Here is a 15,401-nt window from a genome sequence, read left to right as displayed (position 1 = left end):
GTCAATGCAATCGTATAGCGACCTGTCGGTGCTGATCATCGACCCCAACCCGGCAATGCGGGGCAACCTGCACAATATGCTGAACCAGGCCTCGATCACGCGGATCGAGTATGCCGTCAGCTCGGGCACGGCGATCCGCCAACTGACCAACAAGCGCTTTGACGTCATCCTGTGCGAGTACGACCTGGGCAGCGGCAATGAAGACAACGGCCAGGATGGCCAGCAACTACTGGAAGACCTGCGCCACCACAAGCTGATCGACCGCTCGGCCATCTTCATCATGCTGACCTCGGAGGCGGTGCAATCCAAGGTGATTGGCGCCGCAGAACTGACGCCGACCGATTACGTGCTGAAGCCCTTCACTGTCGATGGCCTGATGCAGCGCATCGGCCGCGCAGTGGAACGCCGCGCAGTATTCATGCCGGTCTATCAGCTCATCGCCCAGAGCAAGCAGCGCGAAGCCATCGATGCCTGCCAGGAGGCCGAGACTGCGAATCCGCGCTACGCCACCGAATTTTCCCGCCTGCGCGCCGAACTTCACTATGAAATCGGCGAGCTTGCGCAGGCCGAGCTGATCTACCAGTCGATCCTGATCGGCCGCCCGGCGGGCTGGGCTCAGCTTGGCCTGGCGCGATGCCAGTTCGGCCTCGAACACTATGCCGACGCAATGGGGACGCTGGAGCGCCTGCTCGAGGCCAATCCCAACATGATGGCGGCCTACGACCTGCTGGCCCGCTCGTACGAGGCCATGGGCCAGTCGCAGCAGGCGAAAAAGATCCTGGAAGATGCAGTTGCCATGTCGCCGAACATGGTGCGGCGCCTGCGCCACCTTGGCGAGGTCGCCTACGGCACCGGTGATATCTCGGCGGCGGAGAAGGCCTTCCGCCAGGTGGTGACCAAGGCCCGCTACTCCGAATTCCGCGATCCTGAAGACCACGTGAACCTGGTTCGCGCCCTGGTACGCAAGGGCGACGTCAACCAGGCTTCGGGCGTGATCCGCGATATGGAGCGCACGCTGCGCGCCAGTGCCAACACGGAAGTGTGCAAGCATATTTCTTCGGCCCTGCTGCTGGACGTGACCGGGCACGCAACCGAGGCCGCCTCCGAATTGTCCAACGCCGTCACGGCGGTCGGCATGGCGCGCGGCCTGTCGAACCGCCTGCGCATAGGGCTGGTGGATTCCTGCCTCAAGCACCGGCTGGACAAGGACGCTGCCGACGTCGTCATGCACATGATGAACGACAATGAAAAGCCGATCACCATGGAAGAAGCTGTCAGCGTCTTCGAAAAGGCAGGCCGCCACGACCTGGCGCGCGGCGTTGGCGAGAAGATCGACAACGTCATGCAGGAACTGGTCACGGAAGCGGAGTCGATGGCCCGCCAGGGCGACCATCGCGCGGCAGTGGCGACCCTGCACCAGGCCCTGCGTCGCACGCCGGGCAACCTGAAGGTGCTGTACGCGGCCGTGCAGGCCATCCTGCGCCAACTGGACGAATTGGGCTGGGAAGCACCGCTGGGCGACCAGGCGGGCGCCCTGATCGACCGCATCCGCCGTCTCGACGCCGGCAGCCCTGCGCTGGAAGCCCTGCTGATGCAGTATTCGGGCACCCAGCGCAAATACGGTATTTCGACGACCGCCTAAGCGCCCTCGCCGCCTGCGGGACCGTAACCGCCCCCGCCCGGCGTCTCGACAACGAAGATATCGCCGGGCTGCATTTCGGTCTTGCCGATGTGGCCCAGTTGTTCGGTGCTGCCATCGGCGCGCAGCACCGTATTGCGGCCCAAGGCCCCCGGAGCGCCGCCGGCCATGCCGAACGGCGCATGCACGCGGTTATTCGACAGGATGGCAGCCGTCATCGGCTCCAGGAAGCGTACTTTGCGCACGCCCCCGTTGCCGCCGTGCCAGCGGCCGGCGCCGCCGGAGCCGTGGCGAATTTCATAGCTTTCCAGCCGCACCGGGAAACGGAACTCCAGGATTTCCGGGTCCGTCAGGCGCGAGTTGGTCATATTGGTCTGCACCACGTCGGTACCGTTGAATCCATCGCCGGCGCCGGAACCGCCGCTGATCGTTTCGTAATACTGGTACTTCGCGTTACCGAAGGTGAAGTTGTTCATCGTTCCCTGCGAAGCGCCCTGCACGCCAAGCGCGCCGTACAGCGCATTGGTGATGCAGGTCGAGGTTTCGACATTGCCCGATACCACCGATGCCGGGAAATGCGGGTTCAGCATCGAGCCCGGTGGAATGATCACGTGCAGCGGTTTCAGGCAGCCGGCGTTAAGCGGGATGTCATCGTCGACCAGGGTGCGGAAGACATACAGGACTGCCGCCATGCATACGGCGGATGGCGCGTTGAAATTGTTATCCAGCTGGCTGGAAGTGCCGCTGAAGTCGATCTCGGCGCTGCGTTCGGCCGCGTTCACGCGCACCGCGACGTTGATGACCGCCCCGTTATCGAGTTTCAGCTCATAGCTGCCGTTGCGCAGGGCGCTGATCACGCGCCGCACTGCCTCTTCGGCGTTGTCCTGCACGTGGCCCATGTAGGCACGCACCACGTCAAGGCCGAAGTGCGCGACCATCTTGCCCAGTTCTTCAACGCCCTTCTGGTTGGCGGCGACCTGGGCGCGGAAATCGGCCATGTTCTGGTCGGGATTGCGGGCCGGGTAGCGTGCACTGGCCAGCAAGGCGCGCGCCTCGGCATCGCGCAACTGGCTGCCGCTGGCGCCGTCGACCAGCTTGAAATTGTTGATCAGGACGCCTTCTTCTTCAATATTCCGCGAGTCCGGCGGCATCGAGCCCGGCGTACTGCCGCCAATATCGGCGTGATGGCCGCGCGAGCCGACGTAGAACAGGATCGCGCTGCCTGCCTCATCGAACACGGGCGTGATGACGGTAACGTCCGGCAGGTGCGTGCCGCCGTTGTAGGGATCGTTCAGCATGTAGACGTCGCCCGGATGCATCCGGCCTGCGTTTTCGCGCATGACGGTCTTGATGCTCTCGCCCATTGATCCAAGGTGCACCGGCATGTGCGGGGCATTGGCGATCATGTTGCCTTCAGCGTCGAAGATGGCGCAACTGAAGTCGAGGCGCTCCTTGATGTTGACCGAGTAGGCAGTGTTCTGCAGGCGCAGGCCCATTTGCTCTGCGATCGACATGAACAGGTTGTTGAAGATCTCCAGCATGACCGGATCGGCCGTGGTGCCAATGGCGCGGCGCACCGGCAGTGCCTCGACGCGGGTCAGCACCAGATGGTCCTGTGGCGTGACTTCGGCTTGCCAGCCCGGCTCCACGATCGTCGTGGCATTGGCCTCGGCAATGATGGCCGGGCCCTTGATGATATCGCCGATGCGGGTCGCATCGCGTTTGAACAGGCCGGTGTCGTGCCACTGCCCGGCGCTGTACATGCGCACTGTTTGCGAAGGCTGCAGCGGTGCGTGGCGCGGCGCCTGCTGCGGCGCCGCTTCCGGCGGGGCGTTGGACTTGCCGATGGCCTCCACTGAGACCGCCTCCACAATCAGGGCCTTGGCCGGCATCAGGAAGGAGAAGCGCTTGCGATAGGCGGCTTCGAACTGGGCCTTCATGCTGTCGATGGTGCCGAACAGCACGATCAGGGCCGAATCCGTGCCCTCGTAACGCAGGTGGACACGGTGCACCACGCTGATACGCTCGCCAGCCACCGCCTGAGCGTGCAGCTCCGCCACAGCCTCCGCGGCAAGCGCCTGCAGGCGCGCTTCCAGCGCCGGCAGCGCTTCAGCCGCGAGCCGAAGTTCGACGGCGCTTTCACGCATCGCTGCCTGGTCGGCCAGGCCCATGCCGTAGGCCGACAGCACCCCGGCCAGGGAATGAATGAAGACTGTCTTCATGCCCAGCGCGTCTGCAACGAGGCAGGCGTGCTGGCCGCCGGCGCCGCCAAAACTGGTCAGGGCGTACTCGGTCACGTCATGACCGCGTTGCACGGAAATCTGCTTGATGGCGTTGGCCATATTGCCGACGGCAATTTCGATGAAGCCCTCGGCCACCTGCTCCGGCGAGGACGGCGCGCCTGTCGCCGCCTGGATTTCCGCGGCCATGGCGGCGAATTTTTCGCGCACGGTTGCCGCATCGAGCGCTTGCGCGCCATCGCTGCCGAACAGTTTCGGGAAGAACGCTGGCTGGATCTTGCCCAGCATGACGTTGCAGTCCGTTACAGCCAGCGGGCCGCCGCGGCGATAGCTGGCCGGCCCCGGAGCGGCGCCCGCGCTGTCCGGTCCGACGCGGAAACGGCTGCCGTCGAAATGCAGGATCGAGCCGCCGCCGGCAGCAACCGTGTGAATGCTCATCATCGGCGCGCGCATGCGCACGCCGGCCACCTGGGTCTCAAACACACGCTCGAATTCGCCCGAAAAATGCGAGACATCGGTCGAAGTACCGCCCATGTCGAAGCCGATGATCTTTTCGAATCCTGCCGCCCGGCTGGCGCGCACCATGCCGACAATCCCGCCGGCCGGGCCGCTCAGGATCGAATCCTTGCCCTGGAAGGTGCGCGCGTCGGTCAGGCCGCCGTTGGACTGCATGAATTGCAGGTTCACGCCCGGCAGCTCGGATGCAACCTGGCCCACATAGCGCCGCAGGATTGGAGACAGGTAGGCATCGACCACGGTCGTATCGCCGCGCGCCACCAGCTTCATCATCGGGCTGACCAGGTGGGACACTGAGACCTGGGTATAGCCGATTTCGCGGGCAATTTGCGCCAGCGCCGCTTCATGCGCGCTGTAGCGGTAGCCATGCATCAGGACAATCGCGATCGAACGCAGCCCTTGGTCAAAGTGCGCCTGCAGGCCGGCCCGCGCCGCCGCTGTATCCAGTGCCCTGACCACTTCCCCGTGCGCGCCCATGCGCTCATCAATCTCCACCACATGCCGGTAGAGCAGTTCGGGAAGGACGATGTGGCGGTCGAACAGGCGCGGACGGTTCTGGTACGCAATGCGCAGCGCATCGCGGAAGCCGCGCGTTATCGCAAGCACGGTCGGCTCGCCCTTGCGCTCGAGCAGCGCGTTGGTGGCGACCGTTGTGCCCATCTTCACGGCCTCGACCTGCCCGACCGGGATGGCAGCGCCGCCTGCAACGCCCAGCAGATGGCGAATGCCAGCGATGGCTGCATCACGGTAGTGTTCAGGACTTTCCGACAGGAGCTTTTGGGTCATCAGGCCGCCATCGGGGCGGCGCGCCACGATGTCAGTGAAAGTACCGCCACGGTCGATCCAGAATTGCCAATCCATTGCGCTGCCTCGCTCTAATCGTGAAGCAGTTATTGTAGTGCTAGAATGCCCCGCATGACGCCCCTCTTTACGATTGCAGAACTTCGCGCGATCGAGCACGCTGCGGCGCAGCGCTTGCCCGAAGGTGCACTGATGCAGCGCGCGGGCCAGGCCGGCGCCAACCAGGCACTGGACCTGCTTCCCTTTACCATTCACCGCGCCCAGGTACTGGTGCTCGCTGGCCCGGGCAACAACGGCGGCGACGCACTGGAAACCGCAGCGCACCTCGGCCATGCCGGCGCCCAGGTCACCGTGCTGCATTTTCCGCCTGCAGACGCAGCCGCAGCGGAGCGCATCGAGGCCTTGCGCCGTGCACGCAGTTCCCCTGCCCGCTTCGCCGCAATCACCGAGGCCGCCGACGCCCGTGCCGTGGTGACTGGCACCGCCTGGACACTGATGATTGATGGCTTGTTCGGCATCGGGCTGGCCCGGCCAATCACGGGCGACTTCGCGGCGCTGGTGGCGACCGTCAACGAGCTGGCCTGCCCCATCCTCGCGCTCGACGTCCCCAGCGGCCTTGACTCGGACACCGGCGCTGTGGTTGGGGGCGGCAAGACAGGCATCGCGGTGCGTGCCACGCGCACGCTCACCTTCATCGGCGACAAGCCCGGCTTGCACACGGCCGAGGGCCGCGATCATGCGGGCGCTGTCACGGTCAGCAATCTCGACATCGACCCCGAGCTCTTTCCGGCGCCGCGCGCGCGACTGAACGACGTGGCGCTGTTCGCCCACTGCGTGCGCCGGCGCCGCCACAGTTCGCACAAAGGAAGCCATGGCAGCGTGGCTGTGGTGGGAGGCGCACGCGGCATGGCAGGCGCGCCGATCCTGGCCGCCCGAACTGCGCTCACCAGCGGCGCCGGCCGCGTCTACGCCTGCTTCGTCGGCGAGCCGCCGGCCTTCGATGCCGCACAGCCAGAACTGATGTGCCGCAGCGCCCAGGAATATGATTTCAACAGCGCGGTGCTGGTGATCGGCCCCGGCATGGGCGGCTCCGCCTCAAGCGCCGAAATGCTGGCCAGCGCGCTGCATAGCCAAAGCGCGGCCGTACTTGACGCCGACGCGCTCAACCTGCTGGCTGGTTCCGAAGCACTGCGCACGCAACTGGCGCAGCGCAAGGCGCCGTGCATCCTGACGCCGCATCCGCTGGAGGCCGCCCGCTTGCTGGGCGTGACGGCCGCCGAAATCCAGGCAGACCGCCCGTCCGCTGCACGCATGCTGGCCTCGCGGCTGGCGGCGACGGTCGTACTGAAAGGATCGGGAACAGTGCTTGCCGCCCGCAATGGGGAAATTGTGATCAATACAACCGGCAATCCGGCCCTCGCCACTGCCGGTACCGGCGACGTGCTGTCCGGCTTGTGCGGCAGCCTGCTTGCCCAGGGCTGGCCGGAATGGGAGGCAGCCCTGGCCGGGGTCTGGCTGCATGGCATGGCGGCCGACGATCTCGTCACGGAGGGTGCAGGACCCATCGGCCTGACGGCCAGCGAACTGATTCCAGCCATCCGCACCGCCGTCAACCGGCTGGCGGCGCAGCACGGCTCCTGAAGAATCAGGCGATGCGCCCCGCCGCGATCGTGATGACGCGCCCGCAGCGCGCTGCGATATGGGTGTCATGCGTGACCAGCACCAGGGTCGAACCGTGTTCGCGGTTCAATTCGAACATCAGCTGGATGACGGATTCGCCAGTGGCCGCATCCAGGCTTCCTGTCGGCTCATCGGCCAGCAGCAAGGGCGGCTGCGTCACGAAGGCGCGCGCCAGGGCGACGCGCTGCTGCTCGCCGCCGGACAGGAATTTCGGATAGTGCTTCAAGCGGCTTGAAAGACCGACGCGGCCCAGCATGGCTTCCGCCTTTTCGCGCGCCGCGCCGTCGCCGGCCAGTTCAAGCGGCAGCATCACGTTTTCGACCGCCGTCAAATGAGGCAGCAACTGGAAAGACTGGAACACAAAGCCCAGTTTTTCCTTGCGCAAGGCAGCCCGGCCATCTTCATCGAGCGCGAAAATGTCCACGCCATCCAGCACCACCTTGCCCTCGGTGGGCGTATCCAGGCCCGCCAGCAGGCCAAGCAAGGTCGATTTACCGGAGCCGGAAGCCCCTACAATGGCAAGCGTTTCCGCCTTTTGCACTGTAAAATCCACTCCATGCAGGATGGTCAGTTCGCCGCTGGCGTCGGCCACCCGCTTGCCCAGGCCGGAAACGGAAATAGCCGCCTTGGCCAACTGACTGGAGGTTTGAGGAATATCACGCATGGTCATGTTCAAAAATAGTGTACGCTGCTTCGCGATGCTGATCCTGATGTTCAGCGCCGCCACGAACGCCTATTCTGCATCAAAAACCGTCCTGGTGGTGGGCGACAGCCTGTCGGCCGAATACGGCATCTCGCGCGGCGCCGGCTGGGTCGCCCTGCTCGACCAGCGGCTGAAGGACCAGAAACTGCCGGCAACCGTGGTCAACGCCAGCGTCAGCGGCGAGACGACCAGCGGCGGCCGCACCCGCTTGCCTGCCTTGCTGAGCAAGCACAAGCCGAATATCGTCATCATCGAACTGGGCGCCAACGATGGCTTGCGCGGCCTGCCGGTGGCCGCCGCCGAAACCAACCTGCGCGCCATGGTGGATGAATCGCGCAAGGCAGGTGCACAGGTGCTGCTGGTCGGCATTCGCATTCCTCCCAACTATGGCCGCGACTACGCCGACAAATTCTTCGCCATGTACGGCGCCGTGAGCAAGGATGTCAAAGTACCCCTGGCGCCCTTCATGCTTGATGGCGTCGCGCAAAAGCCCGAGCTGTTCCAGCCAGACCGCCTGCACCCGCTGGCAACGGCCCACCCTATCATCCTGGGCAATATCTGGCCCCACCTCCAGCCAATACTGAAAACAAAATGAAGTATCCAGAAATCCTGCCGATCGAAGACGTCCTGGCCCGCCTTGACGATTTCGACACCATCATCGACGCGCGCAGCCCATCCGAGTACGCGCTCGACCACCTGCCGAACGCGATCAACTGTCCGGTGCTCGACGACGAGCAGCGCATCACCGTCGGCACCATGTACAAGCAGGTCGGCTCCTTTGAAGCGAAGAAGGTCGGCGCGGCCATGGTCTCAAAGAATATCGGCCACCATATCGAGACGCTGTGGCTGGACAAGCCGCGCGACTGGAAGCCCCTCGTTTATTGCTGGCGCGGCGGCAACCGCAGCGGCTCCATGGCAACGGTGCTGGCCAAGATCGGCTGGCCCGTGGTGCAACTCGATGGCGGCTACAAGGCCTTCCGCGCCGCCATCAATGCGCAGCTTGAACGGACGCCGGAACTCGACTTCCGCGTGATCTGCGGCACCACCGGGAGCGGCAAGACCCGCCTGCTCGACACGCTGGAGGCGATCGGGGCGCAGGTGCTGGACCTGGAGCAGCTGGCGGCGCACCGCGGTTCGGTGCTGGGCAACATTCCATGCCAGCCGCAGCCTTCGCAAAAGGCCTTCGAAACCTCGATCTGGGACCGCCTGCGCCGTTTCGACCCGCAGTTGCCGGTCTTCGTCGAATCGGAAAGCCGCAAGGTGGGCAGCCTGCGCGTGCCGGGCGCGCTGATGGAACGTATGCGGGCTTCGCCCTGCATCGCCATGCAGGTGGCGCGGGAAGACCGCGTTAAGCTGCTGATCGAGGACTACCAGCATTTCGCCTGCAACGCCCCGGCGCTCAACGCGCAGCTGGAATTCCTGGTGCAGTTGCACGGCCGCGAACGCATCGAACGCTGGCAGGCCATGGCCACTGCGGGCGAGATGCCCGCCCTGGTCGACGAACTCCTGGTCGATCATTACGACCCGGCCTATCTCAAATCGATCCACCGCAACTTCGTTCAATACGACCAGGCCACTGAAGTGGCGCTTGCCGACATCTCGCCCGAATCCTTCATCGCCGCTGCGCGCAGGCTGCATGGCGCATAGCGAGCAATAGCAATCCACACAGGGTCATCGCCAGGGCGGACGGTTCCGGCACCGGCGGAATGGCCTTGGCGGCGCTCGCGCCGGCTACGACGCTCCAGCTGAAGTCCTTGGCCGTGTCGCTGCGGTTGAAGATCGACAGCGAAAAGGACTCGTCGATGCCCGGCTGTGCGCTGTCCGATCCGAAGCTTCTTGTGTAAGCCGTTGCAGCGCCGGCGCCTTCAAGCCCGATATCAAAAAACCCTCCCGCCGTTGCACCGAAGGGGGCCCCGGCGCCGACTTCCTGCGTGCCGAACAGATGGCCGCTCACCACCAGCACGGAGTTGGGCGTCAGGTGTATGGTGGCGCTCCAGCTTGCCGTTCCTTCCGCGAGATACCATTGACTCAGCGGATCGCGCAGCCTGGCATGCGCATCGAAAGCGTAGTCCGTGGCGTCGGAATAGCGATTCCAATCGATAAAGATGCTGCTGGCGTACTCCATGCGGGTCGAATCGCCAAGCGCGTAGGCGCTGACCGGACCGGCACCGGCATGCACCATGGAAAACTGCTCCCGCGTTCCAAGCACTTCCGCGGCCGCACGATACTCCTGTCCCAACAAGCCCGCCGCAGCGGTTCCTCCCAGCGGATCGAGGGAATACGCGTCGAATTCGAGGTCCGACAGCTGCAGGACGATTTCGCTGGTGCCGGGCGCGGCAGGCGGTTCCTGGGCGCCGGCGGCGCCGACGCAAGCGCAGAACAGCGCAGCGAGACCTAAACGGATCATGTGCATGATGTGCTCCTCCCAAGGCATGGGCAGCGGGGCGCCGCCCCGCAGGACATTATCCGCACATAAGAAAAAGGCCGGGGTCCGTTTGCACGGACACCGGCCCTCATAGAGCGTTCAGCTGCTTATTCGGCTTGCTTCTTGATCGTTGCGACCGGGTGCAGGATCTTGACCTTGGCCTTCTGCTTCAGCGCGTCGATGTAGCCTGTCATCTCTTGTTGCGCGACGATCTGGTTGATGCGCTGGCCTTCTTGTTCGCGGCGGGCAGCATCCTGCTCAGCCGGCTGGCCGACCTTGTTGATGCGGTACACGCCGTAGCCCTGGCCAGGGATTTCCACGCCAACGTAGGCTGGCAGCTTGGCGGCATCGGCCTTCATCACCGCTGCTACGGCAGCCGGGTTGATGCCGTCTGCCTTGGCGCGGGAGATCGTCTTCGCCTCGCCGAAACCAGCAGCGTCACCGGACTTCCTGGCTGCTGCCAGCTTTTCTTCGCCAGCCTTCTTCGCAGCTTTCACAGCCTCTTCCAGCGCGACCTGCTGTTTGATTGCAGCTTCGACTTCAGCCAGCGGCTTCTTGGCAGCAGGCTTGAATTCGACGATGCGACCGGAAACCAGGGTTTGCGGTGCGACTTCAACCGCTTCGGTATTGCGCTTGTTCTTCAGCGAATCGTCGGAGAACAGTGCGGCCAGGAATTTGGCGTTGTTGAAAGGAGCCGCGCCCAGGATCGGGTTAGGCTGGCGGCGAACGCCTTCCATGGTTTCGATCTTCAGCTTCAGCTTGTCGGCAACCGGCTTCAGGCTTTCGAAATCCGAAAACACGGTATCGGTGAACTGCTCGGACATCTCCGAGTACAGCTTGGCGGCTTTCTGCTTCTTGATTTCCGCAGCGATGTCGCCCTTCACTTCATCCAGCGGCTTCAGGTGCGCCGGCTTCAGCTCCGTAACGGTGATGATGTGATAGCCAAAATCGGATTCGACCAGGTCGCTGATTTCGCCTTGCTTCAGCTTCAGGATTGCATCTTCGACCGGCTTGACGAAAGAACCCTTCACCAGCACGTCCAGGTCGCCGCCCTGGGCTGCGGAGCCCGGGTCATCCGACTTGGCCTTGGCGATCTTGGCGAAATCGCCTGGATTCTTGCGCACTTCGGCCAGCACTGCTTCGGCCTTGGCTTTCGCGGCTGCCTTGTCGCCTTCGCCCTTGATCAGGATGTGCGACGCGCGGCGCGCTTCTTCGCTCGTGAAGCGCTTCTTGTTCGATTCGTAGTAGCTGGCCACTTCCTGGTCGCTTACGGCAGCTTGTGCAGCCACGGCATCGGTGTTCAGCACGACGTACTCGATCTTGGCCGACTCAGGAATCTCGAACAGCTTGGCGTTCTTATCGTAGAAGGCCTTCACCATGTCGTCGGTAACCTTCACGTTCGGCAGGAATTGCGAGACTGGCAGGGCCATCTCCTGCACTTCACGCTCTTGCGAGCCGAAATCGGAAATCGCCTTGGAGACAGTGCGTGGAACAAAGCCGCTCAATTCCACGCCATTGGCCACCTGTTGCAGCGCCAGGTCGTGACGAACCTGCTCCTGGTGCATGCCGGCGTTCATGCCTTGCGCAGCCAGGATCTGCAGGTATTGCTCCTTGTCGAAAGTGCCATCGGCCTTGAACAGCATTGGCAGCTGCGTACTGATCGCTTCCTGGACTTTCTGCTCGCTGGTGGTCAGATGGGCGCTGCGGATTTCCGCGTTCACGGCACGCTGGGCGATCAGCTGGTCCAGGACGTTCTGCTTGAACTCAGGAGTGTCAAAGGCCTTCTGGTCAAAATTCTTGCCCATTTGCTGGCGCATCTGGTCCAGTTGGCGGCGCTGGGCATTTTCCCATTCCTGCTGGGTCAGCGGATAGCCCGCGACTTTAGCGATGGTGTTCGCGTCTTCGCCGAACAGCTTGACGCCGCTCACGCCGACCAGCACAAACGACGGCACGATCAGGAGCGCCAGGATAATCTGCATCAGCTTTTGATGCGTACGTACGAAATCAAACATGTCAGCGTGGTTTCCTAGAGTGGAGGCTTTAAAACTGCTCGCGCGATTTTACAGGGCAGTTGCTGATGGTGCAATATGTAAAAAAGCCCCACCGTCTTTTGGACTGGTGGGGCTTTCTCGGGATTCTGGCGGAGCGGACGGGGCTCGAACCCGCGACCCCCGGCGTGACAGGCCGGTATTCTAACCAACTGAACTACCGCTCCAGGTAGTGTGTGTGCGTTTGCTGGCGGAGCGGACGGGGCTCGAACCCGCGACCCCCGGCGTGACAGGCCGGTATTCTAACCAACTGAACTACCGCTCCAGCATTCACAACACAGGTACTACGTTTTGTTTAAGTGGTGGGCGTTGAGAGGGTCGAACTCCCGACCTAATCCTTGTAAGGGATCCGCTCTACCAACTGAGCTAAACGCCCGCTTAAACTGCCCGGTAAGCATCACTGCTTACCGAAGGCCATTATTGTACAGCGTCTTTCAACGCTTTACCAGCTTTAAATTTAGGAACTTTTGCTGCGTCGATCTTGATCTCTTCCTTGGTGCGTGGGTTGCGGCCGGTACGGGCTGCGCGCTCGCTCACGGAGAAGGTGCCAAAGCCAACCAGGGTGACGCTGTCGTTCTTGGCCAGGGTGGTGGTTACGCCATCGATCACAGCATCCAGGGCGCGTGCAGCAGCGGCCTTGGAGATGTCAGCGGAAGTCGCGATGTGGTCGATCAGTTCGGTCTTGTTCATTACAGTCCCCGTCACAAAGGTTTATATCGTTTATACCGTTTTTTATGCCGCGTTTTGAAGCGTATAAAAATCTCAGGGCCGTATTAGACAGGTCGGGGTTGCACTGTGTCAAGGGTAGAAATGAAAAGGGCGCCATTTCTGGCGCCCTTTTTTACCGGCAAAACCGGCAAACCAGTGTCTGACCCATTGGGTCAGACACTGGCCCTCCGGTTTAATGTTTAACTACTTCACTTCCGTCGGCGGTCGCTGCGACTGCCGGTACTTCAACCGGCGCGGCCGCTTCCACGATCGGCTCCGGCTGGCGTTCCAGCGCGACTTCCAGCACCTTGTCGATCCAGCGCACAGGGACGATTTCCAGCTTGTTCTTCACATTGTCCGGAATCTCGGCCAGGTCCTTCACGTTCTGCTCAGGAATCAGCACGGTCTTGATGCCGCCGCGATGCGCTGCCAGCAGTTTTTCTTTCAATCCGCCGATCGGCAGCACTTCGCCGCGCAGCGTGATCTCGCCGGTCATCGCCACGTCCGCACGGACCGGAATGCCGGTAAAGGTCGACACCATCGCCGTGGTCATTGCAATACCTGCCGATGGACCATCCTTCGGCGTCGCGCCTTCCGGCACGTGGATGTGGATGTCCTGCTTCTCGAACACTTCATTCTTGATGCCGAGGCGCGAAGCGCGGCTGCGCACCACGGTGCGGGCTGCCTCGATCGACTCTTTCATCACGTCGCCCAAAGTACCGGTGCGGATCACATTGCCCTTGCCAGGCATGCCAACCGATTCGATGGTCAGCAGGTCGCCGCCCACTTCGGTCCAGGCCAGGCCGACCACCTGCCCCACCTGGTTGGTTTTCTCGGCGACACCGAAGTCGTAACGGCGCACGCCCAGGAACTTGTCCAGGTTTTTCGGCGTGACGCTGACCTTCTTGTCCGACTTCTTCAGCAGCAGCATCTTCACGACCTTGCGGCAGATCTTGGAGATTTCACGCTCCAGCGAACGCACGCCCGCTTCACGGGTGTAGTAGCGGATGATGTCGCGCACCGCTGCTTCGCTGACGGAGATTTCTTCGTCTTTCAGGCCGTTGTTCTTCACCTGCTTCGGCAACAGGTAGCGCAAGGAGATGTTGGTCTTCTCGTCTTCCGTGTAGCCGGACAGGCGGATCACCTCCATGCGATCCAGCAAGGCCGGCGGAATATTGTACGAGTTCGAAGTCGCCACGAACATCACGTCGGACAGGTCGAAGTCGACTTCGATGTAGTGGTCCGAGAAAGTGTGGTTCTGTTCAGGATCCAGCACCTCCAACAGGGCCGACGATGGATCGCCGCGGAAATCCGCACCCATCTTGTCGATCTCGTCCAGCAGGAACAGCGGATTGCGCACGCCGACTTTCGCCAGCGACTGCAGCACCTTGCCCGGCATGGAACCGATGTAGGTACGGCGGTGGCCGCGGATCTCGGCTTCGTCGCGCACACCGCCCAGCGCCATGCGCACGTATTTGCGGTTGGTGGCCTTGGCGATCGACTGGCCCAGCGAGGTTTTACCCACGCCTGGAGGACCGACGAAGCACAGGATCGGTGCCTTCAGCTTGTCCACGCGCTGCTGGACTGCCAGGTACTCGACGATGCGTTCCTTGATTTTTTCCAGGCCGTAGTGGTCGTGATCGAGCACTTTCTCAGCGTTGGCCAGGTCGTTGTTGACCTTGGACTTCTTCTTCCATGGCAGCGACACCAGGGTGTCGATATAGTTGCGCACCACGGTCGCTTCAGCCGACATCGGCGACATCAGCTTCAGCTTCTTCAGCTCGGCCTGCGCCTTTTCCAGCGCTTCCTTCGGCATCTTGGCGGCGGCGACTTTCTTCTCGAGTTCGTCGATATCGGCGCCCTCTTCGCCCTCGCCGAGCTCCTTCTGGATGGCTTTGACCTGTTCGTTCAGGTAGTACTCGCGCTGCGACTTCTCCATCTGGCGCTTGACGCGGCCACGGATGCGCTTTTCCACCTGCAGGATATCGAGCTCGCCTTCCAGCTGGCCAAGCAGGTGCTCCAGGCGCTTCGAGACTTCGATGATTTCCAGGATCACCTGCTTCTGCTCAAGCTTGAGCGGCAGGTGCGCAGCCACGGTGTCGGCCAGGCGGCCGGCGTCGTCGATGCCCGACAGCGAAGCCAGGATCTCAGGCGGGATTTTCTTGTTCAGTTTGACGTACTGGTCGAACTGCTGGACGATCGCGCGGCGCATGGCCTCGATCTCCGACTCATCGCCCTGCTCGGATTCGAGCGGCATCAGGTCGGCAATGAAATGGGTTGGGCTATCGGTGATCTTCTTGATGCGTGCACGCTGGGCGCCCTCGACCAGCACCTTCACGGTGCCGTCAGGCAGCTTCAACATCTGCAGGATGTTGGCCACGCAGCCGATTTCATAGATATCCGATGGCGAAGGTTCGTCCTTGGCAGCGGCTTTCTGTGCTGCCAGCATGATGCTCTTGCCCTGCTCCATGGCAGCTTCGAGCGCCTTGATGGACTTTGGTCGGCCAACGAACAACGGAATTACCATGTGCGGGAAGACAACGACATCACGCAGTGGCAACAGAGGCAGTTGAGTTTGCTCAGTTAATTTGGTAGTTGTCATGGCGTACCTTATTTTAAAAGCTTGGTTCTGATATAGGCC

General features: G+C 62.6%; 10 protein-coding genes and 3 tRNA genes. 4 read left to right on the top strand and 9 right to left on the bottom strand.

Features of this window, described 5'->3' with window-relative positions; genetic code table 11:
• The first annotated feature begins 4 nt into the window (after positions 1–4).
• Positions 5–1,642 (top strand): tetratricopeptide repeat protein, encoded by a 1,638-nt coding sequence (locus tag ACN9MW_RS16640; protein ID WP_426161548.1) that lies wholly within the window; start codon positions 5–7, stop codon positions 1,640–1,642.
• Here the strand turns inward: ACN9MW_RS16640 and ACN9MW_RS16635 are convergent.
• Positions 1,639–5,256: a hydantoinase B/oxoprolinase family protein gene (locus tag ACN9MW_RS16635; protein WP_426161547.1), complete on the bottom strand. Its 3,618-nt coding sequence runs from the start codon at positions 5,254–5,256 to the stop codon at positions 1,639–1,641. The genes ACN9MW_RS16640 and ACN9MW_RS16635 overlap by 4 nt on opposite strands.
• A 54-nt stretch (positions 5,257–5,310) precedes the next feature.
• Here ACN9MW_RS16635 and ACN9MW_RS16630 point away from each other — a divergent pair, with 54 nt between their 5' ends.
• Positions 5,311–6,837, top strand: coding sequence for an NAD(P)H-hydrate dehydratase (locus ACN9MW_RS16630; protein ID WP_426161546.1), 1,527 nt, complete (start codon positions 5,311–5,313; stop codon positions 6,835–6,837).
• 4 nt (positions 6,838–6,841) lie between these two features.
• Here ACN9MW_RS16630 and ACN9MW_RS16625 read toward each other — a convergent pair whose 3' ends face one another.
• Positions 6,842–7,540 carry an ABC transporter ATP-binding protein gene (locus ACN9MW_RS16625; RefSeq protein ID WP_426161545.1) on the bottom strand — a complete coding sequence of 233 codons (699 nt, stop codon included), beginning with the start codon at positions 7,538–7,540 and terminating at the stop codon, positions 6,842–6,844.
• On the opposite strand from ACN9MW_RS16625, the gene ACN9MW_RS16620 reads away from it, so the two are divergent.
• Complete coding sequence (locus ACN9MW_RS16620) at positions 7,539–8,174, top strand: arylesterase (protein WP_426161544.1); 636 nt, start codon at positions 7,539–7,541, stop codon at positions 8,172–8,174. The two genes, ACN9MW_RS16625 and ACN9MW_RS16620, sit on opposite strands and share 2 nt — an antisense overlap.
• On the top strand, positions 8,171–9,226 hold the full coding sequence (mnmH, locus tag ACN9MW_RS16615) for a tRNA 2-selenouridine(34) synthase MnmH (protein ID WP_426161543.1): 1,056 nt from the start codon (positions 8,171–8,173) through the stop codon (positions 9,224–9,226). Before ACN9MW_RS16620 ends, mnmH begins: the two co-directional genes overlap by 4 nt.
• On the opposite strand, the gene ACN9MW_RS16610 is transcribed toward mnmH, so the two are convergent.
• The 7 genes from ACN9MW_RS16610 to lon all read right to left on the bottom strand — a co-directional run bounded on the left by ACN9MW_RS16610 (position 9,192) and on the right by lon (position 15,362).
• Positions 9,192–9,992: a hypothetical protein gene (locus ACN9MW_RS16610; RefSeq protein ID WP_426161542.1), complete on the bottom strand. Its 801-nt coding sequence runs from the start codon at positions 9,990–9,992 to the stop codon at positions 9,192–9,194. The genes mnmH and ACN9MW_RS16610 overlap by 35 nt on opposite strands.
• 119 nt (positions 9,993–10,111) lie before the next feature.
• On the bottom strand, positions 10,112–12,016 hold the full coding sequence (locus ACN9MW_RS16605) for a SurA N-terminal domain-containing protein (protein ID WP_426161541.1): 1,905 nt from the start codon (positions 12,014–12,016) through the stop codon (positions 10,112–10,114).
• Between the two features lie 126 nt (positions 12,017–12,142).
• Positions 12,143–12,219, bottom strand: a tRNA-Asp gene (locus ACN9MW_RS16600).
• 21 nt (positions 12,220–12,240) lie between these two features.
• Positions 12,241–12,317: transfer RNA gene (locus ACN9MW_RS16595), tRNA-Asp, on the bottom strand.
• Positions 12,318–12,352: 35 nt separating this feature from the next.
• Positions 12,353–12,428 (bottom strand) — tRNA-Val (locus tag ACN9MW_RS16590).
• Between the two features lie 41 nt (positions 12,429–12,469).
• Positions 12,470–12,742 carry an HU family DNA-binding protein gene (locus ACN9MW_RS16585; RefSeq protein ID WP_055927923.1) on the bottom strand — a complete coding sequence of 91 codons (273 nt, stop codon included), beginning with the start codon at positions 12,740–12,742 and terminating at the stop codon, positions 12,470–12,472.
• A gap of 211 nt (positions 12,743–12,953) precedes the next feature.
• Positions 12,954–15,362, bottom strand: a complete 2,409-nt coding sequence (gene lon, locus ACN9MW_RS16580; RefSeq protein WP_426161540.1) for an endopeptidase La — start codon at positions 15,360–15,362, stop codon at positions 12,954–12,956.
• Positions 15,363–15,401 lie beyond the last annotated feature (39 nt).

Origin of the sequence: Pseudoduganella sp. R-34 (assembly GCF_049904655.1) — a bacterium.
Lineage (GTDB): Bacteria > Pseudomonadota > Gammaproteobacteria > Burkholderiales > Burkholderiaceae_D > Rugamonas.
The sequence above is the reverse complement of the archived record's forward strand: the minus strand, read 5'-3'. Positions and strand labels throughout refer to the sequence as shown.

Excerpts from the sequence above, each read along its gene's own strand:
- ACN9MW_RS16625 (WP_426161545.1), bottom strand. The coding sequence starts at position 7,540 with ATGCGTGATATTCCTCAAACCTCCAGTCAGTTGGCCAAGGCGGCTATT.
- ACN9MW_RS16635 (WP_426161547.1), bottom strand. The coding sequence starts at position 5,256 with ATGGATTGGCAATTCTGGATCGACCGTGGCGGTACTTTCACTGACATC.
- ACN9MW_RS16605 (WP_426161541.1), bottom strand. The coding sequence starts at position 12,016 with ATGTTTGATTTCGTACGTACGCATCAAAAGCTGATGCAGATTATCCTG.
- ACN9MW_RS16630 (WP_426161546.1), top strand. The coding sequence starts at position 5,311 with ATGACGCCCCTCTTTACGATTGCAGAACTTCGCGCGATCGAGCACGCT.
- ACN9MW_RS16620 (WP_426161544.1), top strand. The coding sequence starts at position 7,539 with ATGGTCATGTTCAAAAATAGTGTACGCTGCTTCGCGATGCTGATCCTG.
- lon (WP_426161540.1), bottom strand. The coding sequence starts at position 15,362 with ATGACAACTACCAAATTAACTGAGCAAACTCAACTGCCTCTGTTGCCA.
- ACN9MW_RS16585 (WP_055927923.1), bottom strand. The coding sequence starts at position 12,742 with ATGAACAAGACCGAACTGATCGACCACATCGCGACTTCCGCTGACATC.
- mnmH (WP_426161543.1), top strand. The coding sequence starts at position 8,171 with ATGAAGTATCCAGAAATCCTGCCGATCGAAGACGTCCTGGCCCGCCTT.
- ACN9MW_RS16640 (WP_426161548.1), top strand. The coding sequence starts at position 5 with ATGCAATCGTATAGCGACCTGTCGGTGCTGATCATCGACCCCAACCCG.
- ACN9MW_RS16610 (WP_426161542.1), bottom strand. The coding sequence starts at position 9,992 with ATGCACATGATCCGTTTAGGTCTCGCTGCGCTGTTCTGCGCTTGCGTC.